The organism is Alphaproteobacteria bacterium, assembly GCA_019635875.1.
GTDB lineage: Bacteria > Pseudomonadota > Alphaproteobacteria > Reyranellales > Reyranellaceae > JAFAZJ01.
This window is the reverse complement of sequence record JAHBYP010000004.1, coordinates 26,198-52,394: the sequence shown is the minus strand read 5'-3', so window position 1 is coordinate 52,394 and position 26,197 is coordinate 26,198. Positions and strand designations below refer to the sequence as shown.

24 protein-coding genes are annotated in these 26,197 nt (G+C 68.2%); 15 read left to right on the top strand and 9 right to left on the bottom strand.

What is annotated here, in order from left to right; all coding sequences use genetic code 11:
• The first annotated feature begins 75 nt into the window (after positions 1 to 75).
• Positions 76 to 498, top strand: coding sequence for a PaaI family thioesterase (locus KF889_14975; GenBank protein ID MBX3500749.1), 423 nt, complete (start codon positions 76 to 78; stop codon positions 496 to 498).
• A 1-nt stretch (position 499) separates the two neighbouring features.
• Here the strand turns inward: KF889_14975 and KF889_14970 are convergent, their stop codons facing one another.
• The 4 genes from KF889_14970 to KF889_14955 form a co-directional block, all read right to left on the bottom strand.
• Entirely contained in the window at positions 500 to 1,105 is a 606-nt protein-coding gene (locus tag KF889_14970; GenBank protein ID MBX3500748.1) for an alpha-ketoglutarate-dependent dioxygenase AlkB, read from the bottom strand.
• 152 nt (positions 1,106 to 1,257) lie between these two features.
• Entirely contained in the window at positions 1,258 to 2,313 is a 1,056-nt protein-coding gene (locus KF889_14965) for a 2-oxoacid:ferredoxin oxidoreductase subunit beta (protein ID MBX3500747.1), read from the bottom strand.
• Positions 2,314 to 2,478: 165 nt separating this feature from the next.
• A complete protein-coding gene (locus KF889_14960; GenBank protein MBX3500746.1) occupies positions 2,479 to 4,311 on the bottom strand; it encodes a 2-oxoacid:acceptor oxidoreductase subunit alpha in 1,833 nt (610 codons plus the stop codon).
• Positions 4,296 to 6,107 (bottom strand): FAD-dependent oxidoreductase, encoded by a 1,812-nt coding sequence (locus tag KF889_14955; GenBank protein ID MBX3500745.1) that lies wholly within the window; start codon positions 6,105 to 6,107, stop codon positions 4,296 to 4,298. The genes KF889_14960 and KF889_14955 overlap by 16 nt, the downstream gene beginning before the upstream one ends.
• 219 nt (positions 6,108 to 6,326) lie before the next feature.
• Here KF889_14955 and KF889_14950 point away from each other — a divergent pair, with 219 nt between their 5' ends.
• The 5 genes from KF889_14950 to KF889_14930 all read left to right on the top strand — a co-directional run bounded on the left by KF889_14950 (position 6,327) and on the right by KF889_14930 (position 10,082).
• Positions 6,327 to 7,043 carry an RNA pseudouridine synthase gene (locus KF889_14950; protein MBX3500744.1) on the top strand — a complete coding sequence of 239 codons (717 nt, stop codon included), beginning with the start codon at positions 6,327 to 6,329 and terminating at the stop codon, positions 7,041 to 7,043.
• 108 nt (positions 7,044 to 7,151) lie between these two features.
• On the top strand, positions 7,152 to 8,036 hold the full coding sequence (gene uraD, locus KF889_14945; GenBank protein ID MBX3500743.1) for a 2-oxo-4-hydroxy-4-carboxy-5-ureidoimidazoline decarboxylase: 885 nt from the start codon (positions 7,152 to 7,154) through the stop codon (positions 8,034 to 8,036).
• Between the two features lie 15 nt (positions 8,037 to 8,051).
• Positions 8,052 to 8,360 (top strand): hypothetical protein, encoded by a 309-nt coding sequence (locus KF889_14940; protein MBX3500742.1) that lies wholly within the window; start codon positions 8,052 to 8,054, stop codon positions 8,358 to 8,360.
• Between the two features lie 82 nt (positions 8,361 to 8,442).
• Positions 8,443 to 9,687: a HipA domain-containing protein gene (locus KF889_14935; GenBank protein MBX3500741.1), complete on the top strand. Its 1,245-nt coding sequence runs from the start codon at positions 8,443 to 8,445 to the stop codon at positions 9,685 to 9,687.
• The gene (locus KF889_14930; GenBank protein ID MBX3500740.1) at positions 9,612 to 10,082 is read left to right on the top strand and encodes a DUF1488 family protein; all 471 of its coding nucleotides are present in this window, start codon (positions 9,612 to 9,614) and stop codon (positions 10,080 to 10,082) included. Before KF889_14935 ends, KF889_14930 begins: the two co-directional genes overlap by 76 nt.
• A 138-nt stretch (positions 10,083 to 10,220) precedes the next feature.
• On the opposite strand, the gene KF889_14925 is transcribed toward KF889_14930, so the two are convergent.
• Genes KF889_14925 through KF889_14915 form a run of 3 tightly spaced genes read right to left on the bottom strand, consistent with a single transcriptional unit; the run spans position 10,221 to position 13,339 of the window.
• Positions 10,221 to 11,216, bottom strand: coding sequence for an ABC transporter permease (locus KF889_14925; GenBank protein ID MBX3500739.1), 996 nt, complete (start codon positions 11,214 to 11,216; stop codon positions 10,221 to 10,223).
• A complete protein-coding gene (locus tag KF889_14920; GenBank protein MBX3500738.1) occupies positions 11,206 to 12,153 on the bottom strand; it encodes an ABC transporter ATP-binding protein in 948 nt (315 codons plus the stop codon). Before KF889_14920 ends, KF889_14925 begins: the two co-directional genes overlap by 11 nt.
• A gap of 13 nt (positions 12,154 to 12,166) precedes the next feature.
• Positions 12,167 to 13,339: a hypothetical protein gene (locus KF889_14915; GenBank protein ID MBX3500737.1), complete on the bottom strand. Its 1,173-nt coding sequence runs from the start codon at positions 13,337 to 13,339 to the stop codon at positions 12,167 to 12,169.
• A 439-nt stretch (positions 13,340 to 13,778) separates the two neighbouring features.
• Between KF889_14915 and KF889_14910 the strand changes: the two genes are divergently transcribed.
• From KF889_14910 to KF889_14895, 4 genes are all read left to right on the top strand, one after another.
• A complete protein-coding gene (locus tag KF889_14910) occupies positions 13,779 to 13,928 on the top strand; it encodes a hypothetical protein (GenBank protein ID MBX3500736.1) in 150 nt (49 codons plus the stop codon).
• Positions 13,929 to 13,970: 42 nt separating this feature from the next.
• A complete protein-coding gene (locus KF889_14905) occupies positions 13,971 to 14,906 on the top strand; it encodes a cyclic nucleotide-binding domain-containing protein (protein ID MBX3500735.1) in 936 nt (311 codons plus the stop codon).
• Positions 14,907 to 17,564: a glycosyltransferase family 4 protein gene (locus KF889_14900; protein MBX3500734.1), complete on the top strand. Its 2,658-nt coding sequence runs from the start codon at positions 14,907 to 14,909 to the stop codon at positions 17,562 to 17,564.
• A gap of 166 nt (positions 17,565 to 17,730) precedes the next feature.
• Positions 17,731 to 18,462, top strand: coding sequence for a hypothetical protein (locus tag KF889_14895; protein MBX3500733.1), 732 nt, complete (start codon positions 17,731 to 17,733; stop codon positions 18,460 to 18,462).
• 190 nt (positions 18,463 to 18,652) lie between these two features.
• On the opposite strand, the gene argE is transcribed toward KF889_14895, so the two are convergent.
• Complete coding sequence (gene argE, locus KF889_14890; GenBank protein MBX3500732.1) at positions 18,653 to 19,825, bottom strand: acetylornithine deacetylase; 1,173 nt, start codon at positions 19,823 to 19,825, stop codon at positions 18,653 to 18,655.
• A gap of 132 nt (positions 19,826 to 19,957) precedes the next feature.
• On the opposite strand from argE, the gene KF889_14885 reads away from it, so the two are divergent.
• The 5 genes from KF889_14885 (at position 19,958) to KF889_14865 (ending at position 23,797) form a co-directional block, all read left to right on the top strand.
• Positions 19,958 to 20,767, top strand: coding sequence for a DUF882 domain-containing protein (locus KF889_14885; GenBank protein ID MBX3500731.1), 810 nt, complete (start codon positions 19,958 to 19,960; stop codon positions 20,765 to 20,767).
• Between the two features lie 58 nt (positions 20,768 to 20,825).
• Positions 20,826 to 21,368: a DUF882 domain-containing protein gene (locus KF889_14880; GenBank protein MBX3500730.1), complete on the top strand. Its 543-nt coding sequence runs from the start codon at positions 20,826 to 20,828 to the stop codon at positions 21,366 to 21,368.
• 61 nt (positions 21,369 to 21,429) lie between these two features.
• Positions 21,430 to 22,038, top strand: a complete 609-nt coding sequence (locus tag KF889_14875) for a DUF882 domain-containing protein (protein ID MBX3500729.1) — start codon at positions 21,430 to 21,432, stop codon at positions 22,036 to 22,038.
• Positions 22,039 to 22,785: 747 nt separating this feature from the next.
• Positions 22,786 to 22,929, top strand: coding sequence for a hypothetical protein (locus KF889_14870; protein ID MBX3500728.1), 144 nt, complete (start codon positions 22,786 to 22,788; stop codon positions 22,927 to 22,929).
• A 103-nt stretch (positions 22,930 to 23,032) separates the two neighbouring features.
• Positions 23,033 to 23,797: an HAD-IA family hydrolase gene (locus KF889_14865; GenBank protein ID MBX3500727.1), complete on the top strand. Its 765-nt coding sequence runs from the start codon at positions 23,033 to 23,035 to the stop codon at positions 23,795 to 23,797.
• Here the strand turns inward: KF889_14865 and KF889_14860 are convergent.
• Positions 23,771 to 26,188 carry a glycoside hydrolase family 65 protein gene (locus KF889_14860; GenBank protein MBX3500726.1) on the bottom strand — a complete coding sequence of 806 codons (2,418 nt, stop codon included), beginning with the start codon at positions 26,186 to 26,188 and terminating at the stop codon, positions 23,771 to 23,773. The genes KF889_14865 and KF889_14860 overlap by 27 nt on opposite strands.
• Positions 26,189 to 26,197 lie beyond the last annotated feature (9 nt).

Genomic DNA, 26,197 nt, shown 5'->3' with positions numbered 1-26,197 from the left:
CCGATGTCGAACGCGTGAGGGCCGAACGTGCGAAGCCGAACCTATGGAACCGTCAGTCCCGAGCAGCGCAACGAGATGAATGGCCTCGAGTTCGTCCAGGGGCTTGCCGACGGCACGCTGCCGCTCAACACGATCGCCCGAACCCTGGGATACGACGTCGTCGAGGCCGACAACGGCCGTGTCGTCGTGGTCGCCGCACCGTCCGAGGCACATCTCAATCCCGCCGGCACGGTGCATGGCGGGCTCTCGGCGACCCTGCTGGACAGCTGCATGGGGTTGGCCATCCAGTCGACCCTGGAGAAGGGACTCGGGCAGACGACGCTGGAGTTCAAGATCTCGCTGCTGCGGCCGATCACGCCGCAGACCGGCATGATCAGGGCGGAAGGTCTCGTGCTCAGTCGGGGGCGCCGCGTGGGGACCGCCGAGGGCCGCCTGACGGATGGCCAGGGGCGCCTGCTGGCGCACGGCACGACAACCTGCCTGATCTTCCCAACCTGACTCAGTCGAGAATCCGGCGGAATGTCAGGTTGACCCGCGGGCCGCAGGGCCGCGACTCCTTGGCGATGGCGTGACGCCAGTTGCGCTGGGTGTCGCCTTTCATCACCAGCAGGCTGCCGGACTCCAGCGCGACGCGCATCGACTCCGAGTCCTCGCGCTTCTTGGGCTTGAACGTCAGCGTGCGCGTCTCGCCGAGGCTGACCGAGGCGATGGTCGGCGTGGCACCAAGCTCGGGCTCGTCGTCGGAATGGAAGCCGACGCTGTCGTTGTGGTCGCGGTAGTGGTTCAGCAGCACGCTGTTGAAGCTCGCCTCGGCGACGCGCTCGGACATCCTGCGCAACGACTGGAGTTCATCGGTCCACGGCAGCGGCTCGAGCGTCAGGCCGGAATAGGTGTAGCTGCGCCCGGGATCGCCATACCACGCCGTCAGACGCGGCTGCGCGATGCGCCTGCCCCACAGCACGATGTCGTCCTGGCGCCAGGGGATCGTGTCGATCAGCCGGCGCAGCATTGCCGCCGCCGCGGGCTCGGACAGGAATCCGCGATGGTAGACCACATCCGCGCCCGGGATGCGCAGGCGTTCGGGAGTCGCAAAGAGGTCGGTCATCGCCGCCTCCCTTCAAACTACCTTCCCCCGGAGGGGGAAGGTGGCAGCGCGCAGCGCTGGCGGATGGGGGATGTCGAAGACGGACTCCTCTGTCCGTCTTCGACATCCCCCATCCGCCCTTCGGGCACCTTCCCCCTCCGGGGGAAGGAAACTCAGCGCAGCGAGGCGTTGATCTTGTCGAGCGCGCTCTTGCCGGGGCAGAGCTCGGCCTCGTTCAGCGTGTTGAGCGGCGCGTCGACGGTATTGAGGTTGGCGTGCAGATCCTTGGGCAGCGGCTCGACGTAGAGCAGCCCGGTCAGCACCTCGCCCGCCGCGTCGGCCTGCTGCACGCGGTGCAGTGCGTCGGCCTTGCTGCTCGGATCGAATCGCTCGTCGAGCTTGCGCAGGCGCAGGATCGAGCCGTCGTGCTGCTCGACCACCTGCAGCGCGCCCGGCGCGTAGTCGGTGGTGATCTCCGAGCGGGTCTCGATGAAGTCGACGCGGTTGACCGCCTCGTTGTGCTCGCGCACGTAGTCGTAGCTCTTGGTCGAGCCGGCGTGGTTGTTGAAGGCGACGCATGGGCTGATGACGTCGAGGAAGGCGGCGCCGCGATGCTGCAGCGCCGCCTTGATCAGCGGGATCAGCTGCTGCTTGTCGCCCGAGAAGGAACGGCCGACGAAGGTGGCGCCCATCAGGATGGCGACCGAGACCATGTCGATCGAGGAGTCGCTGTTCTTGACGCCCTTCTTGCTCACCGAGCCGTAATCGGCGGTGGCCGAGAACTGGCCCTTGGTCAGGCCGTACACGCCGTTGTTCATGACGATGTAGGTCATGTTGACGCCGCGGCGCATGACGTGGGCGAACTGGCCGAAGCCGATCGAGGCCGAGTCGCCGTCGCCCGAGACGCCGAGATAGATCAGGTCGCGGTTGGCGAGGTTGGCACCGGTCATCACCGAGGGCATGCGGCCATGCACGGTGTTGAAGCCGTGGCTGCCGCCGAGGAAGTAGGTCGGCGCCTTCGACGAGCAGCCGATGCCCGAAAGCTTGGCGACCTGGTGCGGCAGGATGTCGAGCTCGAAGCAGGCCTGCACGATGGCAGCGCTGATCGAGTCGTGGCCGCATCCCGCGCAGAGCGTCGAGATCGCGCCGTCGTAGTCGCGCCTGGTGAAGCCCGCCTTGTTCTTGAGCAGGGTGGGGTGATGCAGCTTGGGCTTGGCGATATAGGTCATGACCCTACGCTCCAAAATCTCCCTTCCCCCGGAGGGGGAAGGTGGCGCGCGAAGCGCGACGGAAGGGGGATGTCCCAACGAAACCGGTGTCCGGCTTCGACATCCCCCTTCCGCCCTTCGGGCACCTTCCCCCTCCGGGGGACGGTATGACGTTCGACGCGCCCATCATTCGGCCGCCATGCGGCTGGGCGGCGCGAGGTGCTCGCCGATCGCCTTGGTGATGAAGCGCGCCGTGATCGGCGTGCCGTCGTAGTGCAGGACGGCGACGATCTTGTTCGGATCGACGCCGAGCTGGTCGATGAGCAGCATGCGCAGCTGCCCGTCGCGGTTCTGCTCGACGAAGTAGACCGTGTCGTGCCCGTTGACGAAATCCACGACCTCCTGGCCGAACGGATAGGCGCGCACGCGCAGGCCGTCGAGCGCGATGCCCTGCTCGTCGAGCTGGTCGAAGGCCTCGTTCATCGCCGGGCTGGTCGAGCCGAAATAGATCACGCCCATCTTGGTGGCGGCCTTTGCCTTGCGCTCGATGGCCATGGGCACGATCTTCTTGGCGGTGTCGAACTTCTTCTCCAGCCGCTCCATGTTGCGGACGTAGACCGGGCCCTCTTCCGAGTAGCGCGCGAACTCGTCCTTGGTCGTGCCCCTGGTGAAGAAGGCGCCCTTGGTCGGATGCGTGCCGGGATAGGTGCGGAACGGAATGCCGTCGTCGTCGACGTCGAGGTAGCGGCCGAACTTCTTGCCCGCCTCGAGCTCCGCCGCCGTCATCACCTTGCCGCGATCATAGGCCTTGGCGTCGTCCCACTCGAAGGGATCGCACAGGCGCTGGTTCATGCCGATGTCGAGATCGGTCATCATGAACACCGGCGTCTGCAGGCGGTCGGCGAGGTTCAGCGACTCCGCGCCGAAGTCGAAGCACTCCTTGGGATCCTCGGGGAACAGCAGCACGTGCTTGGTGTCGCCGTTCGAGGCCAGCGCGCAGCCCAGGATGTCGGCCTGCTGCGTGCGGGTGGGCATGCCGGTCGACGGCCCGCCGCGCTGCACGTTGATGATCACCGCCGGGACCTCGGCGAAATACGCCAGGCCGATGAACTCGGTCATCAGCGAGATGCCGGGGCCGGAGGTCGCGGTGAAGGCGCGCGCGCCGTTCCAGGCGGCACCGATCACCATGCCGATCGAGGCCAGCTCGTCCTCGGCCTGGACGATGGCGTACTTGGCCTTGCCGGTCTCCTTGTCGTGGCGCAGGCGCTTGCAATGCGCCTGGAACGCCTCGGCCAGCGAGGAGCTGGGCGTGATCGGATACCAGGCGCAGACCGTGGCGCCGCCATAGACGCAGCCCAGTGCCGCGGCGTTGTTGCCTTCGACGAAGATGCGGTTGCCGACATTGTCGGCGCGCCGCACCTTGAGCTTCACGCTGGCCGGATCCATGTGGCGCAGCACCCAGTCGCGGCCGAGGTTCAGCGCCTTGACGTTGGAGTCGAGCAGCTTCTCCTTGCCCTTGTACTGCTCGCCGAACAGCCGGGTGATCTCCTTGGGATCGATGTCGAGCAGCACCGAGAGCGCGCCGACATAGATGATGTTCTTGAACAGCTGCCGCTGTCGGGCGTCGGTATAGGTGGCGTTGGTGATCGCGGTGAGCGGCACGCCGATGAGGTTGATGTCGGGACGGAAGGCCGAAACCGGCATCGGCTTGGTGGCGTCGTAGAACAGATAGCCGCCGGGCTCGATCTCCTTGACGTCCTCGTCCCAGGTCTGCGGGTTCATCGCCACCATCAGGTCGACGCCGCCGCGCCGTCCGAGATAGCCCTTCCCGCTGACCCTGACCTCGTACCAGGTCGGCAGGCCCTGGATATTGGACGGGAAGATGTTGCGCGGGCTGACCGGCACGCCCATGCGCAGGATCGAGCGGGCGAACAGCTCGTTGGCCGAGGCCGAGCCCGAGCCGTTGACGTTGGCGAACTTGACGACGAAGTCGTTCACCGCCTCTATCGCTTGTGGCATGCGTGCTCCGCGTGCGTCATCTCGACGTAGTACTTGCGCATGTCCCAGGCACCGGTCGGGCAGCGCTCGGCGCACAGCCCGCAGTGCAGGCACACGTCCTCGTCCTTCACCATGACGCGGTTGGTCTTCAGCAGTCCGGACACGTACAGGTCCTGCGTCTGGTTCAGCGCCGGCGCGTTGAGCCGGCCGCGCAGCTCCTTCTCGTCGCCGTTAGCGGTGAAGGAGATGCAGTCCATCGGGCAGATGTCGACGCAGGCGTCGCACTCGATGCACAGATTGTCGGTGAAGACCGTCTGCACGTCGCAGTTCAGGCAGCGCTGCGCTTCCTTCCACGCCAGCTCGGGATCGAAGCCGAGCTCGACCTCGGCCATGATGTCCTTCAGCGACTCGGCCTTGTCACGATGCGGCACCTTGAAGCGCTGCACGACCGAGATGTCGTTGTCGTAGCTCCACTCGTGGATGCCCATCTTCTGGCTGACGATGTTGACGCCGGGCGCCGGGCGCAGGCCGACCGCGCCGCCGGTGCACAGCGCATGGATCGAGATCGCCGCCTCGTGCCCGTGGGCGGCCGCCCAGATTATGTTCTTCGGACCGAACGCCGCGTCGCCGCCGAAGAACACCTTGCCGTTGGTCGAGGCGAAGGTGCGCTCGTCGACGACCGGCATGCCCCATTTGTCGAACTCGACGCCGGCGTCCTTCTCGATCCACGGGAAGGCGTTCTCCTGGCCGATGGCGACCAGCACGTCGTCGCACTCGTAGAACGGATCGGGCTCGCCGGTGGGCACCAGCGAACGGCGCCCCTTGGCGTCGTATTCGGCCTTCACCTTCTCGAACAGCACACCCTTGATCTTGCCGTTCTCGTGCTTCACTTCCTTCGGCACGAGGAAGTTCAGGATCGGGATGTCCTCGTGCATGGCGTCTTCCTTCTCCCAGGGAGACGCCTTCATTTCCTCGAAGCCCGAGCGGACGATGACCTTGACGTCCTCGCCGCCCAGGCGGCGTGCGGTGCGGCAGCAATCCATCGCCGTGTTGCCGCCGCCCAGCACGATCACGCGCTTGCCGACCTTGGTGATGTGGCCGAACGACACCGAGGACAGCCAGTCGATGCCGATATGGATGTTCTCGGCCGCTTCCTGCCGGCCGGGCACGTCGAGCTCGCGGCCGCGCGGCGCGCCGGATCCCACGAACACCGCGTCGTAGCCCTCGGCCAGCACCGCCTTGAGCGAGTCGATGCGCTTGTGCACGAAGTCTATGTTGCCGATGCCGGTGATGTAGCCGACTTCCTCGTCGATCACCGATTCGGGCAGGCGGAAGTGCGGGATCTGGGTGCGGATGAAGCCGCCCAGCTTGGGATCCTGGTCGAAGATGGTGATCTCGTAGCCCAGCACCGCGAGGTCGCGCGCCACCGTCAGCGAGGCCGGGCCACCGCCGATGCAGGCTATCCGCTTGCCGTTCCTGGCCGGCGCCTTGGGCATGCGCTCGTCGATCCCGCCATTCTTGTAGTCGGCGGCGACGCGCTTGAGGCGACAGATCGCCACCGGCTCGCGCTTGCCCTTCACCAACGTCTCGTCTTCCACACGGGTCCGGCGGCAGGCCGGTTCGCAGGGGCGGTCGCAGGTGCGACCGAGGATTCCCGGAAAGACGTTCGACTTCCAATTGATCATGTAGGCGTCGGAGTACCGACCGTGCGCGATCAAGCGGATGTACTCGGGTACAGGCGTGTGGGCAGGACACGCCCACTGGCAATCCACGACCTTATGAAAGTAATCCGGATTGCCGATATCAGTCGGCTTCAACACAGCCCTCCCGGACGTGAACGTTTCTTCATTCGGTGGCCCGGATTGAGACCGTTAAGGCTATCCCTGTCAAGGAATTGCGGCACACCGCTGCATCAAGCAATAGTGTTGCGAAAGAGTCGCAGCGACTAGATGTATCCTTACGCACGGCAAGGTTATTCAATGAGCCGCGACCTTTGAGTGGTCCGGGCGGCAGCGCCGTGGCATGCATCGCGCAGGATGAAGAGCCCCTCCCCCTCGCTGGCCGACCGCGTGCTCTATCGCGACGGGCTGGTGCTGGTGATCGACAAGCCGGCCGGCCTGCCGGTGCATGCCGGCCCGGGCGGCGGCCCCAACCTCGAGGCCGGTTTCGACGCCCTGCGCTACGGCCTGCCGCGCCCCCCGGCGCTGGCCCATCGGCTCGACCGCGACACCTCGGGTTGCCTGGTGCTGGGCCGCCACCCCAAGGCGCTGCGCCGGCTCGGTCGGCTGTTCAGTGAGGGTCTTGCCGGCAAGACCTACTGGGCGGTCGTCGGCGGCGCGCCGCCGCAGGACGGCGGCACCATCGACCTGGCGCTGCGCAAGGAGAGCCGCAAGGAGACCGGCTGGAAGATGGTGCCCGACCCCGCGGGCCAGAGCGCGATCACCGACTACGAGGTCAAGGGCCGCAGCGCAAATCTCACCTGGATCGAGTTCCGCCCGCGCACCGGCCGCACCCATCAGATCCGCGTCCATGCCGCGGCGCTGGGCTGTCCGGTGCTGGGCGATCCGGTCTACGGGCCCAAACCGCCACGCGCGCCGCTGCACCTGCACAGCCGCGCCATTCGCCTGCCGCTCTATCCGGCAAAGCCGCCGATCGAGGTGACCGCCCCGCCGCCGCACCACATGCTCGAGGCGTTGCAGGCCTGCGGGTACTCAGATTCCCTCTCCCCGCTTGCGGGGAGAGGGTTAGGGTGAGGGGTTGCCTCAAGTGACGCACCGCCGCCGTGCGCAACCTGAGACAGCCCCTCACCCCGACCCTCTCCCCGCAAGCGGGGAGAGGGAGTGACGCCGAGCCAGTCCCCGATGACCCTGACCCTCGACCAGCTCAACGCCATGCCACGCGACGCGTTCGTCGCCGCGCTGGGCTCGATCTTCGAGCATGCGCCGTGGGTCGCCGACGGGGCCGCATCGAAGCGTCCCTTCAGCACCGTCGCCGAGTTGCATCGCGCGATGCTCGACGTCGTCGACGCCGCATCGGTCGAGACGCAGACGCAGTTCCTGCGCGGCCATCCCGACCTCGCCGGCAAGGCGGCGCGCGCGGGCGCGCTGACGGCCGATTCGACGGCCGAGCAGGCCGGCGCCGGGCTCGACCGGTTGAGCGAGCCGCAGTACGCGCGCTTCCATCAGCTCAACGCGGCCTACACGCAGCGCTTCGGCATCCCCTTCATCGTCTGCGTGCGCCGCCACACGCGCAGCTCCATCCTGCGCCAGTTCGAGCGCCGCCTGGCCAACGACGCCGCCATCGAGCACGCGACGGCGCTGGGTGAAATCGGCCTGATCACCCGCCTGCGTCTCGACGGCGCGGTCGACGGCCCGGGCAAGGCCAATGTCAACGGCCGCCTGTCGACCCATGTGCTCGACACGCATATCGGCCGCCCGGCCGAGGGTGTGCGCATCGACCTCTGCGAGCTGCAGGACGACGGTCCCGAAACCCGGCTCGCCAGCGCGATCACCAATGCCGACGGCCGCACCGACAAGCCGCTGGTCGGCGACCAGCCGCTGCGTATCGGCGTCTACGAGCTTCGCTTCAACATCGGTGCATATTTCGCCCGTCGCGGCGTGCCTGCCGCCGACACGCCGTTCCTCGACATCGTGCCGCTGCGCTTCGGCATCGCCGAGCCCGAGGGCCACTACCACGTGCCGCTGCTGGCGACGCCATGGAGCTATTCGACGTATCGTGGAAGTTAGGTTACAGAGTCCGGCATGAGAATCCCCTGGTGGCTCTTCCCCGTCCTGCTGCTGGTCGCCTTCGCGGCGGCGGCGGCGCTGACGCGGTTCGACAAGGACTTTCCCTTCGTGTTCGCCCAGATCACCATTGGGCTCGTGGCGATCTGCGTCGTGATCCCGTTGACCGGATCGTGGGTGAGCGCGCTGTACTACAGCCTGACGCAGCAGACGCGCTCGACCACCGCGGCCACCGTCGGCCTGATCATCGGCTGCCTCGTCACCGCACCGCTCACCATGCTCCTCGGCTTCAAGCTGGTCGACATGGTGCGCAAAGCCATGTCGTAGGGCGGCAGCTGAGAACCGACGATTTGATAAAACATGCTTTATAGAATATGATACTGGAGAAGATGTATAAAACGGAGTTTGTGTGGCTACGCCTCGCTGGGGCAATGTCTACTACGACGACGTCTTCGCCGGCACGCTGAGCCGCGATCCGGGCGGCCGCTGCACGTTCACCTACGACAGCACCTATCTCGGCGCGGCGCAGGCCCGGCCGGTGTCCCACACATTGCCGCTGCGCGCGCAGCCCTTCGTGCAGGATGGCGGGCTTCACCCGTTCTTCGACAACCTCACGGCCGAGGGCTGGCTGCTCGCCGCCCAGGCGCGGGCGCTGGGTGTGTCGCCCGACGACAAGCTCGCCCTGCTGATCGGCTTCGGCCGCGATCTCGCCGGCGCCGTCTCCGTCGTCGATCCCGACGCGCGATCCGACGGCACGTTGACCTCGGGCGACGAGGTCGTCGAAGCGGCGCTGCGCAGCCGCGCCTCGCTGTCGGGCGTGCAGCGCAAGCTGATGGTCGTACGGGATGGCCGGCGGTTGCGCCCGGCCGGGCTGGGCGAGATCAGCACGCATATCGCCAAGCTGGCATCGGGCCGGCTGGGCGACGTCGTCGAGCTCGAGCTTCTCACCACCCTGGCCACCGCCGAGCTGCTGCCGCGCGACCAGGTCGTCGAAATGACGATCGGCGAAGTCGATGGGGTCGGCGAGCCCGCCCTGATCGTGCGGCGCTTCGACCGTCGCGTCGGCCGCGGCGGCGTGCGCAGGCTGCACTTCGAGGAGTTCAACCAGCTGCTTGGCCGCCGTTCGGGCGACGACAAGTACGAGGGCGCCTACGAGGAGATGGGCGCCTTCATCCGCACCACGCCGGGCTGCCTGCCGGTCGAGGCGGATCGCCTGTTCCGCCGCATCCTCGCCTGCCTGCTGACCGGCAACACGGACGCGCATCTCAAGAACTTCGCCATGCTGCACACGCGCGACGGCTTGCGGCTGACGCCGGGCTACGACCTGATCGCCGCCGCGAATTACGGCTACCGCACCATCGCGCTGGGCGTCGGCGGCGCGAAGAACCTGACGCTCGGCAACCTGATGCCCAAGCACGTGGCGGCGCTGGGCGCGGGCTTCGGGCTCGCCGAGCCGGCGATCCTGAGCGCGGTCGAGGATCTCGGTGAACGCATGGCCGCGGCGATCGCCGCGATCAGGGCCGCCGACCACGGCGCGGCCCGGCTCAAGCGCGACCTGATCGGCCTGATGGAGAAGCGATGGCAGGGCAGTTTCGCCTCAATTGGACGGCTCTTGTCGAAGAGGCACGGGCGCGGCGCAGGGCGCAGAACCTGACGCAACGGCGCCTGGCGCAGCTCGCCGAGGTCAGCACGCCGACCATCTCGCGCTTCGAGAACGGCGAGAAGGACATCCAGCTGTCATCGGCGCTCAGCATCCTGGGCGTGCTCGGCCTGCTCGACGCGCGCGTGCTGAACTTCCCCGATCCGCAGCCGCGCTACGACAGCATCAACGAGGCCGTGCGCTTCTGGGGCGACGACGGCACGCGGCGCGTGCTGTGCGCCATCACCCGCGAAGCGCTCGACGACCACTACAAGCCCGAGCGCAAGGACAAGCTGAAGACGTTCGAGGCCAACCGAAACGCGATCGAACAGGAGGCCCGGCGCAAGTTCCTCGCGGGCGCCGTCGAGCCGGACGACTCGGTGCTGATCACGACCGACGACCTCGACTGAGCGCGCGGCTGATCAAACGCCACTGTCATCCTGAGCGCAGCGAAGGATCTCGCACTTTCGCGGTCAGACACCGTCGATGGTGCGCGTGCGCGCTACCGCGAGATCCTTCGCTGCGCTCAGGATGACGACGAGCGAACGCTACGCCCTGACCTCCTGGCGCTGGAACGAGATGTAGCCCAGCGTGAAGATCACGATGGCGCCAGCCACCATGAAGGTGAATTGCGGCCAGACCATCAGCAGGCTCTGGCCGAAGCTGAGCGGCGCGCCGGGAATGACGCGGTGGCCCAGGCGCGGGTCGAGCCGGATGCGCATGATCTGCTGGTCGCTGAACTGGTCGGGGCTGAAAACGCCGAGCCACGCCTCCTGGAACACGACCGTGGGCGACAAGCGCATGATCAGCTGCTGCACGTCGAGCAGGCCGGCGACGTCGTCGGCCGTGGCGCCGCCGGCGAGCACGCGCTGCGGCGCGATCATCGGCAGGATGCCGTCGAAGATCGCCGGCGCGATCACCGGCCAGAGGAAGGAGAAGAACAACCAGATGCCGAGCGCCGTGAGCGCCGAGGTGGCGGCCGAGCGGAACAGGACCGAGCACAGCATGGCGATCGCCAGCCAGACGCCGCCATAGGCCGTGGCGACGAACAGGAAGGCCAGGCCGCGCGCCACCTCCTCGCCGCCGGGCGGCACGCCCAGCACGATCAGCCCGCCGCCCATCACCAGCAGCCACAGCGCGATCAGGCCGGTGGCCAAGGTCGCCAGGCCGGCGAGGAACTTGCCGATCAGCAGCGCGTCGCGATAGATCGGCTGCGACAGCACGCGGCTCATGGTGCGGCGGTTGAACTCGCCGTTGATGGCGTCGAAGCCCAGGCCGATGGCGACCAGCGGGATCAGGAAGGTCAGCAGCCCGGCGAAGTTGATCGGCTGGTGCTCGGGCGCGTAGGTGAACAGCCGCAGGAAGATGAACTGGTCCTGGGTGACCTTGTCCTTCAGGTCGCGCATGGCGACCCAGACCACGACCACGCCGACGATCACGACCAACGCCTCGATCACGCGCATGCGCGCGCTGCCGAGATGGTCGGCGTATTCCTTGGCGAACACCGCGGCGGTGCCGGTGAAGGGCGAGCCGCTACGCCGCATGCTTCTCTCCCGCGAAATAGCGCTCGTAGATCGCCTCGAGGCTGGGCTCGATGGACCGGAGCTGGCGCAGACGGCCGCCGTCGCGCACGGTGGCGGCGGCGATCTCCGCCGTCACGTCGCGGTCGGCGAGGACCTTCAGCGCGCGACCCTCGGTCGGCTCGACGGCGGTGACGCCCTCGACCTTGCGCAGGCGCTCGGCGAGGTCGGCGGCATCGCCCTCGACCAGCAGGTCGTGGTGCACGCCCAGCACCTCGCGGCCCAGCTCGCCCACCGTGCCCTGCATCGCCAGCCTGCCCTTGCTGAACAGGGCGACGCGATCGCACACGCTCTGCACGCGATCGAGCAGGTGCGAGGAGATGATCACCGCCACGCCGTCGGCCTTCAGGCCGCGGATCATGTCGAGCAGCTCCAGCGTGGCGTGCGGATCGAGGCCCGAGGTCGGCTCGTCGAGGATGGCGATCTCGGCGCGCTTCATCAGGATCTCGGCCAGGCCCAGCCGCTGGCGCATGCCGCGCGAGTAGGTGGCGACGCGCTGGTCGATCACGTCGGACAGACGCACCCGCTCGATCGATTCCTCGATGCGCGCCCTGGCCTCGGCCTTGGCGATGCCGGCCAGCCGCGCGGTGTAGATCAGGTTCTCGCGCGCGCTGAGATTGTCGTAGAAGCCGACCGCGTCGGGCAGGTAGCCGACGCGGCGCTTGACCTCCAGCGGCTCGCGCAGCGGGTCGTGGCCGAGCACCGTGACGGTGCCCTCGGTCGATTCGGTCAGGCCGAGGATCATCAGGATGGTCGTCGTCTTGCCCGCGCCGTTGGGCCCGAGCAGGCCGAAGATCTCGCCGCGCCTGATGTCGAGGTCGATGTGGTCGACGGCCAGGGCGGGCCCGCGGCCGTAGCGCCGCGTCAGCCCGCGTGCCTCGATGACGAGGTCTTCGCTCATCGGCGGCCCCGGCTCATCGGCGCCCGAATCGCGCCACGGCGCCGACCAGCACCAGCAGGGCCACGGCGATCACGCCGACGCCGACGATGCCCCACAGGGTCGAGGTGGTGACGGCGATGCGGAAATCGGCCGACGCCGAGTCGCCGGCCTTGGCCGCGGCGCGCAGCGTGGCGATGTAGTCGCCGGCCAGCGCCTTGGCCGTGGGCTTGATCTGCGCCACGACTTCCTTCTTCTCGCCCGGCGGCAGCTTGTCGATCAGCCTGGGCTCGAACTCGACCGTCCAGCCCGACGGCAGCGAGCCGGTGAGCTCGATGTCGTCGGCCACCGCGCTGCCCTCGTTGCTGACCACCATCACCACCGGCGAGGCGGTGCCCGCCTCTGCCGCGCCGCTCAGCCTTCCGTCGCGGCCCGAGACGCGCAGCGTCGGCGTGCCGACGATCTGCAGCGTGACCGGCGCTTCCGCCGTGACGTTCTCGGCCGTGGCGCGCACGCGCACGGTGTAGTCGCCGGCGGCGACGTCGCGCGGCAGGCCGACGCGCACCTTGATGTCCTTGTTCTGGCCGGCCTCGATCGGGATCTGGTTGATCTCGTTGCTGCCATAGGCCTCGGTGAAGGTCGGCTGGAAGCCGCGCGGCCCCTCGGCGGCGAAGCGCACCACGAGGTCCTTGCCCGAATCGTTGGACACCGTGAAGGTGTACTCGAAGCTCGACTTGGGCGTGCCGCGCAGCGCCGGCAGCCGCGTCTTCATCGACAGCTTGGCGGCGACGTCGCCGCCCACGGTGATCGCCAGCTTCAACTCGGCGCTGCTGGCGGCGCCCTTGGCGGCGACGGTGACCGGATAGGTGCCGGGCGCGGTGTCGGCCGGCAGCTCCAGGCGCAGGTTCAGCGTCACCGATTCGTTGATCGCCGGCATCGCCGCGCCGACCACCTGGCCGCCGCCCAGGATGTCGACCTTCCAGCCCTGCGGCACGTCGGCGACCGACAGTGCCAGCACTTCCGGCGCCAAGCCGGCGTTCTGCAGCTTGAGCTTCACGGTGGTGATCTCGCCCGGCTTGGCGACGGTCGAGGGATACTCCGTCAGCAGCCACAGTCCCTTCACTGGTGGCTGCGCCGGCGGTTCGGCGGCGAGAACGGGCAGGATGGTGAGCGACAGCAGGGATACGAGAAGCACGAGTGCGCGGCGCATGATGGGGTCCGTCTGTGGAGCGCAGTCGATGGGATGCCCGGCGCCCCTCTCCGAAGCGCCGGACCGCCGCTCAAATGGCCGGTCCGCCACCCTCCCGTCAAGGGGCTGACGCGACGTCGTCGCATTGAAAAGGCATCACATTATCGGTTGCGTAGACGTCCCCGGGACGTCCGCAGGGACGTCGCGGGGACGGCTGACAGGACAGGACAGGACACGACACGACACGACACGACACGACACGACAGGACAGGACAGGACAGGACACGACACGACAGGACAGGACAGGACAGGACTCTACTTCGCAGCGCGACGCGGGTGGGCGGCGCGACCGACCGGCTGTAGCCGGTCGTCGCGCAGCGCGACGGCGCGGTGGCGCTTCGCGATCGGGATTCGGTCAAGCGGGTGGAATCCACACGCTCTTCACCGCTAGACTGATGGCGTGCGCCAGACCATCCGCCAGATCATCAGCCGCCACGGCCGAACAGCAGCAGCCCGACAATTCCGCATCGCATACTTCGCGACGGTAACAACCGGCCTTGTCGCCGTCGTGCTCTACACGCTGTCCGGTCTGCCGGAGTGGGCCCACTAGCTCACCTCGCGCACCGCCTTCGTCGTCGCCGCGATCTATGTCGTGGAGTGGCTGGTGCGCATCTGGGTGGCGCCCGAGGGATCGTCGGCGCCCGCGTGGCGCGCGAGGATGAGGTATGTCCTGTCGCCCGCCGGCCTGTCGGACTTCCTGGCCATGCTGGCGATGCCCATCGGCCTCAATGTCGACCTGACCGGCGACGACAAGTCGCTGTTCTGCATCGTCTGGTCGCTGAAGTACGTGCGCTACTCCGAGGGCCTGGCGATGCTCGGCCGGGTGATCGTCACCCAGCGAACCTCGCTGGTCAGCGTGCTCACCGTGTTCCTGATCGTGCTGCTGCTGTCGGCGACGCTGGTCTACGTGCTGGAGCGCCACATCCAGCCCGAGGTCTTCCACAGCATCCCCGCGGCGATGTGGTGGGCGATCGTGACCCTGACGACGACCGGTTACGGCGATGTCACGCCGCAGACCGTGGCCGGGCGCATGGTCGCGGGCGTGGTGATGGTCAGCGGCATCGCCGTCTTCGCCATGTGGGCCGGCATCCTCGCCAGCGGCTTCTCGGTCGAGCTGCGCCGGCGCGACTTCCTGCGCACCTGGGACCTGTGCGCGCGCGTGCCGCTGTTCCGCGACGGCGGCCTCGATCTGATCGCCGACATCGTGCACCTGCTGCGCATCGACGACGCGCGCCCCGGCAAGGTGCTGATGCGGCGCGGCCAGGACGGCGACTGCATGTACTTCATCGTCTCCGGCCGCGTGCGCGTCGAAGGCTGGCGCACCGACACCGAGCTGGGGCCGGGCGATTTCTTCGGCGAGATGGCGCTGCTGTCCGGCGGCACGCGCAGCGCCACGGTCACCGTGCTCGACACCGCCGAGCTTCTCGTGCTCGACGTCGTCGATTTCCGCGACCTCGCCGGCAAGCGCCCGGAGCTGGTCAAGACGATCAGCGAGGTCGCGCAGCAACGCGGCCACGTCACCGCCTGAATGGTGCCGGGCTTCAGGCGGAACGCCGCCGTCGTCGTCGCCACCGCGCCACCGAAGATCGTCATCTGGCACGCCGACGAGCCGCCGTGGATGGCACGGCGCACGCTGCGGCGTCTGCGGGAGAGCGGGCTTCAGGCATCGTCCACGCCGCTTGCCACGCTGGCCGACGCGATCGCGGGCGGGCGCGTCGCCTGGCTGCTGCGCGCCGGCACGCTGCCGTCGGAGCCGGCCATGCTGCGGCTCGCCGGCCCCTCCTCCGCCACCCTGATCGGCCCACCGCTCGATGAATCGGGCCTGCCCGAGGGTGCGTGGCGCGATGTCTTCGAGCGCCAGGCCGGCAGGCTCGACGGCAGCGCCGGGCAGCTCGAGGAACCGGCGATCGTGTCGGTCGGCCAGCCGGACGCCTTGGCCCGACACCTGCACGCCGCGCCCGGCCTGATGGACGCGATCCTGCGATGCGGCGCCACGCACAGGCTGGTGCCCGCCAGCGGACTCGGCGCACGGCGCGATCCGCGTCCGCGGGTGGCGATCTGCATCACCTCGCTGCATGTCGGCGGCGCCGAGCGGGTCGCGGCCGAGCTCGCGCGGCTGCTGCCGCGCGAGCGCGTCGCCAGCCGCCTCTTCGTCCTCGACAGGCCGCAGCGCGAGGCGCTCGACGCCGGCCCCGATGCGTTCCTCGCCTACGCGGGCACGGCACGCGGGGCGGCACGCATGGGCCGCCTGCGCGATGCGCTGCGTGCCTGGGGCGCCGACGTGCTGAGCCTGCACCTGCTGTCCTCGGACGCGCTCGATGCGCTGGCCGCGCTGGAGCGGCCCTGCCTTCTCACCCTGCACAACGACCGCCAGGGCTGGCCACCGGGCCAGGCGGAGGCGGCGCGCAACATGCGGCTGGTCATCGGCTGCTCCCTGGGCGTGACGCGCCAGGCGCGCGCCGAGGGGCTGCACCCGGTGCGCACGGCATGGAACGGCGTCGCCGACCGCCCGGCGTCGGCGAGTGGCGCAAGCACGCCGCCCACGCGGCAGCATCTCGCCATCGCGCCCGACGCGCTGGTCGTGCTCAGCATCGCCAACGACCGGCCGCAGAAGCGACTCGACCGGATCGCGCCCATCGTCGCCTGCCTGCGCCGCGCCGGCGTCGATGCCCATGCCATCGTCGTCGGCCATCGCGGCGACGATCGCGCGGCGGCAAAGGAATTCATCCACTGGATCGGACCGGTCGAGGACATCGATGCGTGGCTGCGCCTGGCCGACGTGTACCTCGCGACGAGCGCCTATGAGGGGCTGAGCCTGTCGCAGATCGAGGCGGCGCGAAGCGGCCTGCCGATCGTCGCAACGCGCACCAACGGCGCCGACGAGCTCGAGCGCGGCTTCAAGCAATGCAGCTTCGTCGATGTCGACGCCGAACCGCGGGCCTTTGCCGACGCGATCCTGGCGCTGCACACCAGGGGTCGTGGTCAGGCGTCGACGGTGGATGACGAGTTCTCCGCCGCGCGCATGTCGCGGCGCTACGCGAGCCTGGTGCGCCGCGTGCTGGCGGACGACACAGCGAGGGACGGCGTCCTCTTCGTGTGCAACGACTTCGCCGTCGGCGGCGCGCAATCCAGCCTGGCGCGCCTGATGGGCGAGCTGCGGCGCCGCGGCGTGCGCTGCGCGGCGTTCCTCGTCGGCGAGACGCGGGAACGGTCCAGCCCCGGCACCTTGGGCCTGCAACGCGCCGGTCACGCGATCCACGCGATGCCCGCCGCCATCCAGCGCGACCTTCCGGCGCTGGCCGCGCAAGCCTGCGCCGTCGCCGACGCCGGCCGCTACGCCAGCATCGTGTACTGGAACGCCATCACCGAGATGAAGCTGCGCATCGGCGATCTCGCCGTCGGCCATCGCATCTTCGACGTCAGCCCGGGCGAGATGTATTTCCGCTCGCTCGAGCGCTACTTCGCGTCGCCGGCGAAGGCGCTGCCGTTTCTGCGTCCCGCCGACTACGGCGACGTGCTCGACGGCGTGGTGGTGAAGTACGCGCGCGAGATGCCCATCGCGGCCGAAGCGCTGGGCTGCCCGGTGCATGTGATCCCCAACGGCGTGGCGCCGCGCCCGGCGGCGACGCCGTCGCCCGGCGCGCGCATGAAGCTCGGCACGCTCTGCCGCATCGCGCCGGACAAGAAGCTCGAGCAGCTGCTCGACGCGGTGCGCGGACTGCGCGCGCGGCACGATGAATTCGAGCTGCTGGTCGGCGGCGCGCCCGACATCGGCCAGGAGGCCTACGCGGCCGGGCTGCGGGCCGGCGCCGCGGATCTTCCGGTGCGCTGGCTCGGCCATGTCGCCGCCGAGGAATTCCTGCCCGGCCTCGACGCCTTCGCGCTGGTCGCCGAACCGGCCGGCTGTCCCAACGCGTCGCTCGAGGCCATGGCGCATGGCCTGGCGGTCGTCGCCACCGATGCCGGCGGCATGAACGAGCAGGTCGTCGACGGCGTCACCGGCCATCTCGTGGCGCGCGGCGACTCGCACGGCCTCGCCGGCGCGCTGGAGAGGCTGCTCGCGACACCCGGGCTGCGCGCCGAGATGGGCCGCGAGGCACGGCTGCGGGCGCAGCGCGCGTTCAGCCTCGAGCGGATGGCCGACGGCTACATGCGCGTGCTTGGCCTCCTGCCCGCGCCGGCGTAGCGTCGGTCGGATTCGTTTTCCTCCCTCTCCCCGCTTGCGGGGAGAGGGTCGGGGTGAGGGGTCGTTTCAGGTTGGGCACAGTCGTCGTGCGCCACTTGCGGCAGCCCCTCACCCCAACCCTCTCCCCGCTTGCGGGGAGAGGGAGCACACGCGGGGGAGCATCACCATGGCGTATTCCGAGTCGGGGTATGAATCGGATCTCCAGTCGGCCGAGACGGCCGACAGCGCCTCCTCGTCGTCGAGCGATGGCGAGCCGGCACGCTTCGCCGAGTCCGACGATCCGCCCACCCGAACCGATGACAGCGACCGCACCGGGATCTGGCGCGACGACAGCGCCTCACGCACGCTCTACACCAACGACAGGGACTGGAACGAGCCGTACGCGCGCGCGCCGTCGCTTGCGAACCAGGGGCCGTTCTGGGCACTGAGGCGGTTCTTCCGCCGCCTGTTCGGCGCGCCCGAGGAAGCCCTGCCCGTCGATGCCGCCGCGACGCATCTGGCGGCACTGGCGCGCGAAAGCCTCGCCCTGCATCCGCACTACGGCAACCAGTCGGTGGCCCACGTCGCCGAACGCATGGGCTTCGACGAGCTCGGCGGCAAGATGGCCTACGAGCAGGTCGACCACATGCGCCAGCACTGGAGCACGCTTGCCGACTCGCAGGCGGCGCAGCAGCACGCCAATGCCGGCGGGCTCGTGGTCGCCGGCTCGGGCGGTTCCGCCCAGGCCCATACCGCGATCGTCGTGCCCGGCCCGGGCGCCACGGCGCCGGACGGCGCGTTCTACCCCAACGTCGCCTGTGGCGGGCTGGGCGAGATGCGCAGCGACGGTTCGCGCACCGTCGCCGATGTCTGGCCGCCCTCAAGCCGCGGCGAGGTCGAGTACTTCGCACCGCGATAGCGCGCGTGCGGTAGACATGACGGATCCGCGATGGCCATTGCTCCCTCTCCCCGCTTGCGGGGAGAGGGTTGGGGTGAGGGGCTGCATCGAGTGGCGCACCACCATCGTGCGCAACCTGAATCGACCCCTCACCCCGACCCTCTCCCCGCACGCGGGGAGAGGGAGTTCAACGCCGTAGGCGACACCCTGCCTACGCCGCCTGCCTGGCGCCCCAGTCCATCAGGCGGCGCATGAAGGTCTCGCAGGCGGTGATCTGCGACTTGAGGATGAACTCGTTGGGCTGGTGCGCCTGGGCGATGTCGCCGGGGCCGCAGATCACGGTGGGGATGCCGACGGCGCGGAAGATGCCGGCTTCGGTGCCGTAGGGCACGGCATAGGTGCGGTTGGTGTTGGTCCAGCGCAACGCCAGCTGCTCGGCCTCGCGGTTCTCGTCCGGCTTGAGACCCGGCACCATCGAGCGCCGCTTGGTCTCGATGTTGGCCGCCGGATGGCGCGCGCGCATGGCGGGCAGCAGCGTGTCGGTGAGATAGGCAACGGCGCGCCGCTGCACCTCCCACTCGTCGTCGCCCGGCAGGGTGCGATAGCCCCAGTTGACGATGCACTGGCGCGCCAGGATGTTGCCGGCGGTGCCGCCGTTGATCACGCCGACATTGATCGTGGTGTGGTTGGGCACGGTGTCGAGGTCAGGCCGCCTGCGCGCCGCCAGCTCATCCTGCAGGCCATTGAGGAAGTGGATGAACTCGCCGGCGAAATGGATGGCGCTCACCCCCAGATGCGTCATCGAGGAATGCGCCTCGAAGCCGGTGAAGGTGGTGATCAGCCCGCCGCCCCAGTTCTGCGCATTGACCACGCCCATCATGGTGGGCTCGCCGACGATCACCGCGCGCGGCCGCGGCACGTCGCCCATCAGCCGCTCGACCAGCGAATGCGCGCCCAGGCAACCGATCTCCTCGTCGTAGGAGAGCGCCAGGTGCACCGGCACCTTCATGCCCGATCTCTTGAACTCCGGCAGCAGCGCCAGCGCCACGGCGGGGAACGCCTTCATGTCGCAGGTGCCGCGGCCGAACCACCGGTCGCCGCCGTCGCGCAGGGTGAAGGGATCGGCATCCCAGGGCTGGCCGTCGACCGGCACGACGTCGGTATGGCCCGACAGCACGACGCCGCCTTCGACCATCGGGCCGATCGTGGCGTAGAGATTGGCCTTGGTGCCCTCCTCGTTCGGCACCACGGTCGAATCGACGCCGTGGTCGGCGAGATAGGCCTTCACATGCTCGATCAGTGCCATGTTGGAGTCGCGCGACGTGGTGTCGAAGCCCACCAGGCGTCGCAGCATCTCGGTCGAATTGACGGTCTCGCCAGCCATGATCCACGCTCTCCCGCACGCTACCGGCGCCAGTCTTGGCATGCGCCGCAGCGCCGCACAATCATGCTGGCGATTGTTGTCCGTCGGCCCGGCGTGTAGCATCGCGCCACTCCAGTCTGATGGCGCCCCCTCATGTTGCGTACCCTCGCCATCGCCCTGCTGGCGGTCCTCGTGAGCGTCGCCGGCAGCGTCGAGGCCTTTGCCCAGGTGAAGAAGACCGCCAAGCGGTCCCCGATCGTGCACGCCAAGAAGCCGGTCGCGGCGCCCGCGCGGCCGGTCGCGAAGTCGTCGGCCAAGATGCGCAGCGCCGTCCGCAAGCCGGCGGCCCGCAAACCCGCCATCCGCAAACCCGCCATCCGCAAGGCCGGCTCGATCCGCGGGCGGGCCGCGGCGCGGCCGGCGGCAAGGCGGCCGTCGACCAAATGGGGCGTCGGGCGCTACGCCCCGCCGGCGCGGCGCACCGTCCTGCCGCCGCGTCCCGCCATCGTCGACCAGCGCGCGCCGCGCACGCTGTCGTTCTTCAACCTCCACACCCGCGAGTCGATCACCGTCACCTACCGGCGCAACGGCGCCTACGTGCCGGCCGCGCTGCAGCGGCTCAACCATTTCCTGCGCGACAGCCGCAGCGACACGCAGGTCAACATCGATCCGCAGCTCTTCGACATCCTCTGGCTGGTGCGCCACCGCCTGCGCTCGACCTCGGCCTACAGCGTCGTCTCGGCCTATCGCTCGCCGCAGACCAATGCCTGGCTGGCCAGCACGTCGAGCGGCGTTGCCGACAACAGCCTGCACATGCGTGGCCAGGCGATGGACGTCATCCTGCCCGGCCGCAGCGCCGCGCAGGTGCGCGCCGCCGGGCTCGAGCTGGGCATGGGCGGCGTCGGCTACTACCCGCGCACCGGCTTCGTGCATCTCGATACCGGCCCGGTTCGACGCTGGTAGGAGCGACAGACCGCTGGCGCGGGTGTAGCATCGCGCCACACAATCCGGATGGCGCCCCATGTCGCGTGCGCTCGCCATCGTCCTGCTGGCTGCCCTGCTCTGCGCCGCATCGGCGCGGCCAGCCCTGACGCCGCACCTCGCCGGCGCCGACGGGCAACGGTCGCGCACCCTGTCCCTCTTCAACCCGAGCACAAGAGAGTCGGTCACCGTCGCCTACTGGCGCGATGGCGCCTACGTGCCGGACGCGCTGAAGCGGCTCAACCACCTCCTGCGCGACGGCACCAGCGGCCGAGTCGTGGCGATCGATCCGCGGCTGTTCGACATCCTCTGGCTGACGCGCCAGCGGCTGGGCTCGACGGCGGCCTATCACGTCCTGTCGGGCTACCGTTCGCGGCAGTCCAACGCCTTCCTGGCCATCATCTCGAGCGGCGTCGCCGACGACAGCCTGCACATTCGCGGACGGGCGATCGACGTCGTCCTGCCCGACCGCAGCGCGGCGCAATTGCGTGCCGCGGCGATCGAGCTGGGCATGGGCGGCGTCGGCTACTACCCGCGCACCGGCTTCGTGCATCTCGACACCGGCCCGTTTCGCCGCTGGTAGGTGCTTCCCGGCCCCTTTTTTGACACCGGCCGCGTCCTGACGGGCATTGCAGGATGGCTGCATGCATCGATCAGCCATCGCCCTGCTGGGTACGCTCGCCCTCCTCGCCATCGGCACTGATGCCTCGGCCCAGTACGAAGCGCGGTCGCGCTCCGCCAACATGGCGCCGCCCAACCTGGCCTGGCGGCTGGGTGACCCGAACGATCGCGCGCCGCGCATCCTCTCCTTCGTCAACCTGCAGACCAAGGAGATGACGACCGCGGTCTATCGCACGGACGGCGTCTATTCGCGTCCGCAGCTCGATCGTCTCGACCGCTTCCTGCGCGATCGCCGCAGCGGCACCCGGGTGGCGCTCGATCCCCGGCTCTACGACATCCTTTGGATGATCCAGAAGCGGCTGGGCTCGAAGGGCGCCTGGCATGTCGCCTCGGCCTATCGCTCGCCGAAGACCAATGCCTGGCTGTCCACCGTGCACAACGGCGTGGCCCGCGACAGCCTGCACATGCGCGGCCAGGCGATCGACGTGATGCTGCCGGGCTACAGCGTCGAGCGGATTCGCGCCACCGCAGCGGGCCTGGGATTGGGCATGGGCGGCATCGGCGCCTATCCCGCCAGCGGCTTCGTGCATATCGACACCGGCGCGCTGCGCCAATGGAACGGCGGATCGTGAAAAATGAGCGCCGACGCGAAAAAGTCGGTCGAACGCCGGTTGAAAAGCCTCACCGCAGCGTGAGTGCGATCCTTGGTAAAGATTCATCCATAATGGATTGAATCGCCTTCCAATTTGGCTCATTAATTTATCGTCAAAATCACGCCAAAGTTATCAACAGGCGGCAAATTCTCCAGCCAATTCAATGGTGTGAATTTGAGTTTGACAGCAATCTTCGACATCGGCACATTCCCCTCATCACGCAAGTTTAACGCGTGACGGCAATACAGCGAAAGATAATTACAATCCACGAATAAGGCTCCCGGGGCTCTTGAATCAACCCGGGGTTGACAGTTCGGATTGATCGTCAAGGGGATTGGAAAGCATCAAAGTTGGTTCATCCAGGGTAAGCGCCGCCTGAGGGCGGTTCGACAAATCCCAGCGGAACACAGCACAGCGTTATTGGCCGGCGGGCGGGGGATTATGCTCGCCGGGACCGACAAGGTGCGCCCGCCGGGATCGTGATCAGGGACTGACAAGCAACGACGAAGTCTGGGGAAGTCTAGGGAATATCGATCTGCCAAGTCTCGCTTTGGGGGAACTCTTTACTAACGGGGGAATTGGGGGCGCGAGGAGCAACGGCGGCGGGATCCAGGGGGAGTATCGTGGACCGCCGCCGCCTCGGCGATCGCAAGCAGACAAGTCTTCAAGTGGAACGCGGCGCAGACCGCGTCCACCTTCAATCATGGGGCGCAAGGGGGAGCAACGATGTACCGCAGCGGTTTCGAGCGGGTCTGCGACGTCATCGCCAGCGTGCAGAACGCGCTGGGTGAAGGCCTGCAATGGGCCGTGACCGCCCTCTTCTTCGGCGGTGCGATCACCCTGATCCTGGGTTCGATGTCGGGCAGCTGACGGGCTGTCGTGGGGCGAGCCGTCGCCTTCTTGAAAATATCCATCCGCAGGGCGACCTGATCCAGATCGGACTCCCGCCGGGAAGCGATGATCTGGAGTGAAGATGATTGCCGAGATCGATCCTGATGATTTCGATGCGGCGGTCTTCGATCTCGACGGGGTATTGACGGACACAGCGCGCGTCCACGCCGCGGTCTGGAAGCAGGTCTTCGATCAGGTCCTTTCCCGTGCAACCCCGGCCGCGCAAGGCTTCGATATCGAAGCGGACTATCTGCGATATGTCGATGGCCGTCCAAGGCTCGAAGGCATCCGCACCTTCCTGGCCTCGAGACGGCTGACACTGCCCGAGGGAAATGCCGAGGCCGCCGAGACGCTCGATACCATCGCGGGCATCGGCCGGACGAAGAATCGCCTGGTCCAGGATCGGCTGAGGCGCGACAGCCGGGCCAATCCGGGAGCGGTGGAGCTGATCACGTCGCTGCGCGCAAGCGGCCTGAAGATCGCGGTGGCCTCGTCCAGCGCCAACTGCGCCACCGTTCTCGAGGCGGCCGGCCTCAAGGACCTCGTCGATACACGCGTGGACGGCATCGACGCGGAGCGCCTGGAACTTCCCGGCAAGCCCGACCCGGCATTGCTGCTCGAAGCGCTGCGGCGGCTTGGGACGACGGCGGATCGGGCGGTTCTCTTCGAGGACGCCGAAGCCGGGATCGAGGCCGGCCGCCGCGCCGGCTTCAGGCTGCTCATCGGCATCGGCGAAGGCCGGCAAAGAGAGCGCCGCCTGGTCGACCGCGGCGCGCACGCCGTCGTCGCGGACCTGTCCCGGGTTTCGGTCGCCGGGCGTTCAGGCGCCGGTCACGGCGGGGTCTGACACCCCCGGACCAGCCGCCGGCTCCCCGACCGGCACGCGCGGCGTTGGCCGACGGGCTTCGGGATCGGCCCTGCTCAGGCGCAGCTCCTCGCCCGCATGCCAGAGAGCCAGCCCCTCGCCCTCCATCAACACGTAGCTCGTCATGTCGTGATCGATGCGCACCCTGATCAGCTGGCCCCGGACCCGCAGCGGGAACTGCAGCGACCGCCATTCGGACGCAAGGGACGGACGAAACGAGATACGCCCGCCATAGTCCCTCATGCCGGCGAATCCATAGACCAGCGCCATCCAGGTTCCGCCGATCGAGGCGATGTGGGCGCCGTGCTTCATGTTCCCGCCGATGTCGGACAGATCCATCGTCGCGGCGAAGCGGAAATACTCGGCCGCCTTCTGTCGATAGCCGATCTCGTTGGCGACGATGCTCTGTATGCAGATCGACAGCGAGGAGTCGTGCGTGGTGATCGGATCGTAGTAGTCGAAGTTGCGCTTCTTCTCCTCCTCGCTGAACCGTTCCCCCAGCAGGAACATGGCGAGCACCGTGTCGGCCTGCTTGATGACCTGCCGGCGGTAGAGGTTCAGCGGGTGGTAGTGCAGCAGGAGCGGATAGTTGGCCTCCGGCGTGCTCTCGAAATCCCAGACCTCCTTGTCGAGGAAGCTGTCGTCCTGGGGATGCACCTTGAGGCGCTCGTCGTAGGGCAGATACATGCGCTCCGAGGCGAGCCGCCACTCGCTCGGTTCGTCCTCGCCGAGCGCGGTGCGCGCGACAAGCTCGTCATAGGCTTCCGGCGCATGGACTTGCATCGACGCCACCATGTCGGCGGCGTAGGCCATGTTCGCGCTCGCCATGAGGTTCGTGAAGTAGTTGTTGTCGACGACGGCGTTGTACTCGTCCGGGCCGGTCACGCCATTGATGCAGAACCTGCCGTCCCTGCGCCTGGAGAAGAAGCCGAGGTCGCACCAGAGCCGCGCCGTCTCGACCATGAGCTCCGCGCCATGGCGATGCAGGAAATCCTCGTCGCCGGTGACCTCCACGTACTTCCTCACGGCGTAGGCGATGTCGGCATTGATGTGATATTGCGCCGTGCCAGCCGCGTAGTAGGCCGACGCCTCCTCGCCATTGATGGTCCGCCAGGGAAAGGTGGCGCCCCGTTGACCCAGCTCGATCGCGCGCGCCCGCGCCTTGTCGAGCGTGTCGCAGCGAAACATGAGCACCTGTCGCGCCACGGCAGGGTTGGTGTAGATCAGGAACGGCAGCACGTAGATTTCCGTGTCCCAGAAGTAGTGTCCTTCGTAGGTCCGGCCGGTCAGGCCGCGGGCGCCGATGCTCCGCCCTTCGACGCGCTCGGAGGCCTGGAGGAGCTGGAAGAGGTTCCAGCGCACCACCTGCTGCATGCGCGGATCCGCGGTGTCGATCTCCACGTCGGCGCGCTTCCAGAAAGCGGCCATGTCCGCCTTCTGGCGCCCGCGGATCGCCGGGAACCCCGCGCCCTTCGCCCGGTCCAGGGTCTCGCCCGTCCTGACGATCATGTCGGCGGGCGAAACGGCCTTGTCGTAGTGGTAGGCGAGATACTTGCGCAGCCTGATGACCGCGCCCTTTTCGGCTCGGAGGCTGAAGGCGATCGAGGCGCCGCTCTCGTCAAGCCCCGGCTCGATGTCGACCGGGGCGTCCGCCTCGATCGAGTGATCCATCCCGCAGCCGAGAACCAGCCCGCTGATGCTCGTGCCGTACGCAAGGAGCGCCCTCGCGCCATCGCCATGGCGTCCGAGCGGCTCAAGCACCTTCTCCGTGTGACCACTCGCCAGACGCGGGTCATGGTCGAAGAGCGGCAGGGGCTGGCGCTCGACGAGGTCGGAGCGGATCACGATGTCCGCGCCCGCCTCGGGCAGCGTCAGCTCCCATTCGATCGCCGCCAGGTGACGATCGGCCAGCGACACGAGCCGCACGGTGCGCAGGCGAACCCGCTTCGCCGATCGCGTCCGCCACTCCATCTCGCGCTCCAGAAGTCCCTCCTCGAGATTGATCTGCCGGCGGAAGGAAAGGACACCGCCACTGGCCGCATCGAGCGACTCGCCATCCACGAAGAGCCGGATCGGGATTCCGTCCGGACAGTTGAGCATGCTCTGGCCGTGCTGCGGAAAGCCCCAGGCGATCTCGCCGTAGGTGATGGGCCGGTACTCGTAGAAGCCATTGAGATAGGTTCCGGGCTCCTGGATCGGCGCGCCTTCGTCCAGGATGCCGCGCATGCCGAGATAGCCGTTGGACAGCGCGAACATCGTCTCTGTCTGCCCGATGAGCTCGTCCGAGATCTCCGCCTCGAGCTTGACCACCGAGAGCTTCCAGGGATCGGGAGGAAAGGCATCGCGTGATGGCGGCCTTCGTTCGCGAAGCATGCGGTCTTC

Coding starts and splice junctions, on each gene's coding strand:
- KF889_14880 (MBX3500730.1), top strand. CDS start 20,826: ATGTCGCGTGCGCTCGCCATCGTCCTGCTGGCTGCCCTGCTCTGCGCC.
- KF889_14920 (MBX3500738.1), bottom strand. CDS start 12,153: ATGAGCGAAGACCTCGTCATCGAGGCACGCGGGCTGACGCGGCGCTAC.
- uraD (MBX3500743.1), top strand. CDS start 7,152: ATGACCCTGACCCTCGACCAGCTCAACGCCATGCCACGCGACGCGTTC.
- KF889_14900 (MBX3500734.1), top strand. CDS start 14,907: ATGGTGCCGGGCTTCAGGCGGAACGCCGCCGTCGTCGTCGCCACCGCG.
- KF889_14950 (MBX3500744.1), top strand. CDS start 6,327: ATGAAGAGCCCCTCCCCCTCGCTGGCCGACCGCGTGCTCTATCGCGAC.
- KF889_14865 (MBX3500727.1), top strand. CDS start 23,033: ATGATTGCCGAGATCGATCCTGATGATTTCGATGCGGCGGTCTTCGAT.
- KF889_14965 (MBX3500747.1), bottom strand. CDS start 2,313: ATGACCTATATCGCCAAGCCCAAGCTGCATCACCCCACCCTGCTCAAG.
- KF889_14870 (MBX3500728.1), top strand. CDS start 22,786: ATGTACCGCAGCGGTTTCGAGCGGGTCTGCGACGTCATCGCCAGCGTG.
- KF889_14925 (MBX3500739.1), bottom strand. CDS start 11,216: ATGCGGCGTAGCGGCTCGCCCTTCACCGGCACCGCCGCGGTGTTCGCC.
- KF889_14960 (MBX3500746.1), bottom strand. CDS start 4,311: ATGCCACAAGCGATAGAGGCGGTGAACGACTTCGTCGTCAAGTTCGCC.
- KF889_14875 (MBX3500729.1), top strand. CDS start 21,430: ATGCATCGATCAGCCATCGCCCTGCTGGGTACGCTCGCCCTCCTCGCC.
- KF889_14970 (MBX3500748.1), bottom strand. CDS start 1,105: ATGACCGACCTCTTTGCGACTCCCGAACGCCTGCGCATCCCGGGCGCG.
- KF889_14975 (MBX3500749.1), top strand. CDS start 76: ATGAATGGCCTCGAGTTCGTCCAGGGGCTTGCCGACGGCACGCTGCCG.
- KF889_14940 (MBX3500742.1), top strand. CDS start 8,052: ATGAGAATCCCCTGGTGGCTCTTCCCCGTCCTGCTGCTGGTCGCCTTC.
- argE (MBX3500732.1), bottom strand. CDS start 19,825: ATGGCTGGCGAGACCGTCAATTCGACCGAGATGCTGCGACGCCTGGTG.
- KF889_14930 (MBX3500740.1), top strand. CDS start 9,612: ATGGCAGGGCAGTTTCGCCTCAATTGGACGGCTCTTGTCGAAGAGGCA.
- KF889_14885 (MBX3500731.1), top strand. CDS start 19,958: ATGTTGCGTACCCTCGCCATCGCCCTGCTGGCGGTCCTCGTGAGCGTC.
- KF889_14860 (MBX3500726.1), bottom strand. CDS start 26,188: ATGCTTCGCGAACGAAGGCCGCCATCACGCGATGCCTTTCCTCCCGAT.
- KF889_14895 (MBX3500733.1), top strand. CDS start 17,731: ATGGCGTATTCCGAGTCGGGGTATGAATCGGATCTCCAGTCGGCCGAG.
- KF889_14915 (MBX3500737.1), bottom strand. CDS start 13,339: ATGCGCCGCGCACTCGTGCTTCTCGTATCCCTGCTGTCGCTCACCATC.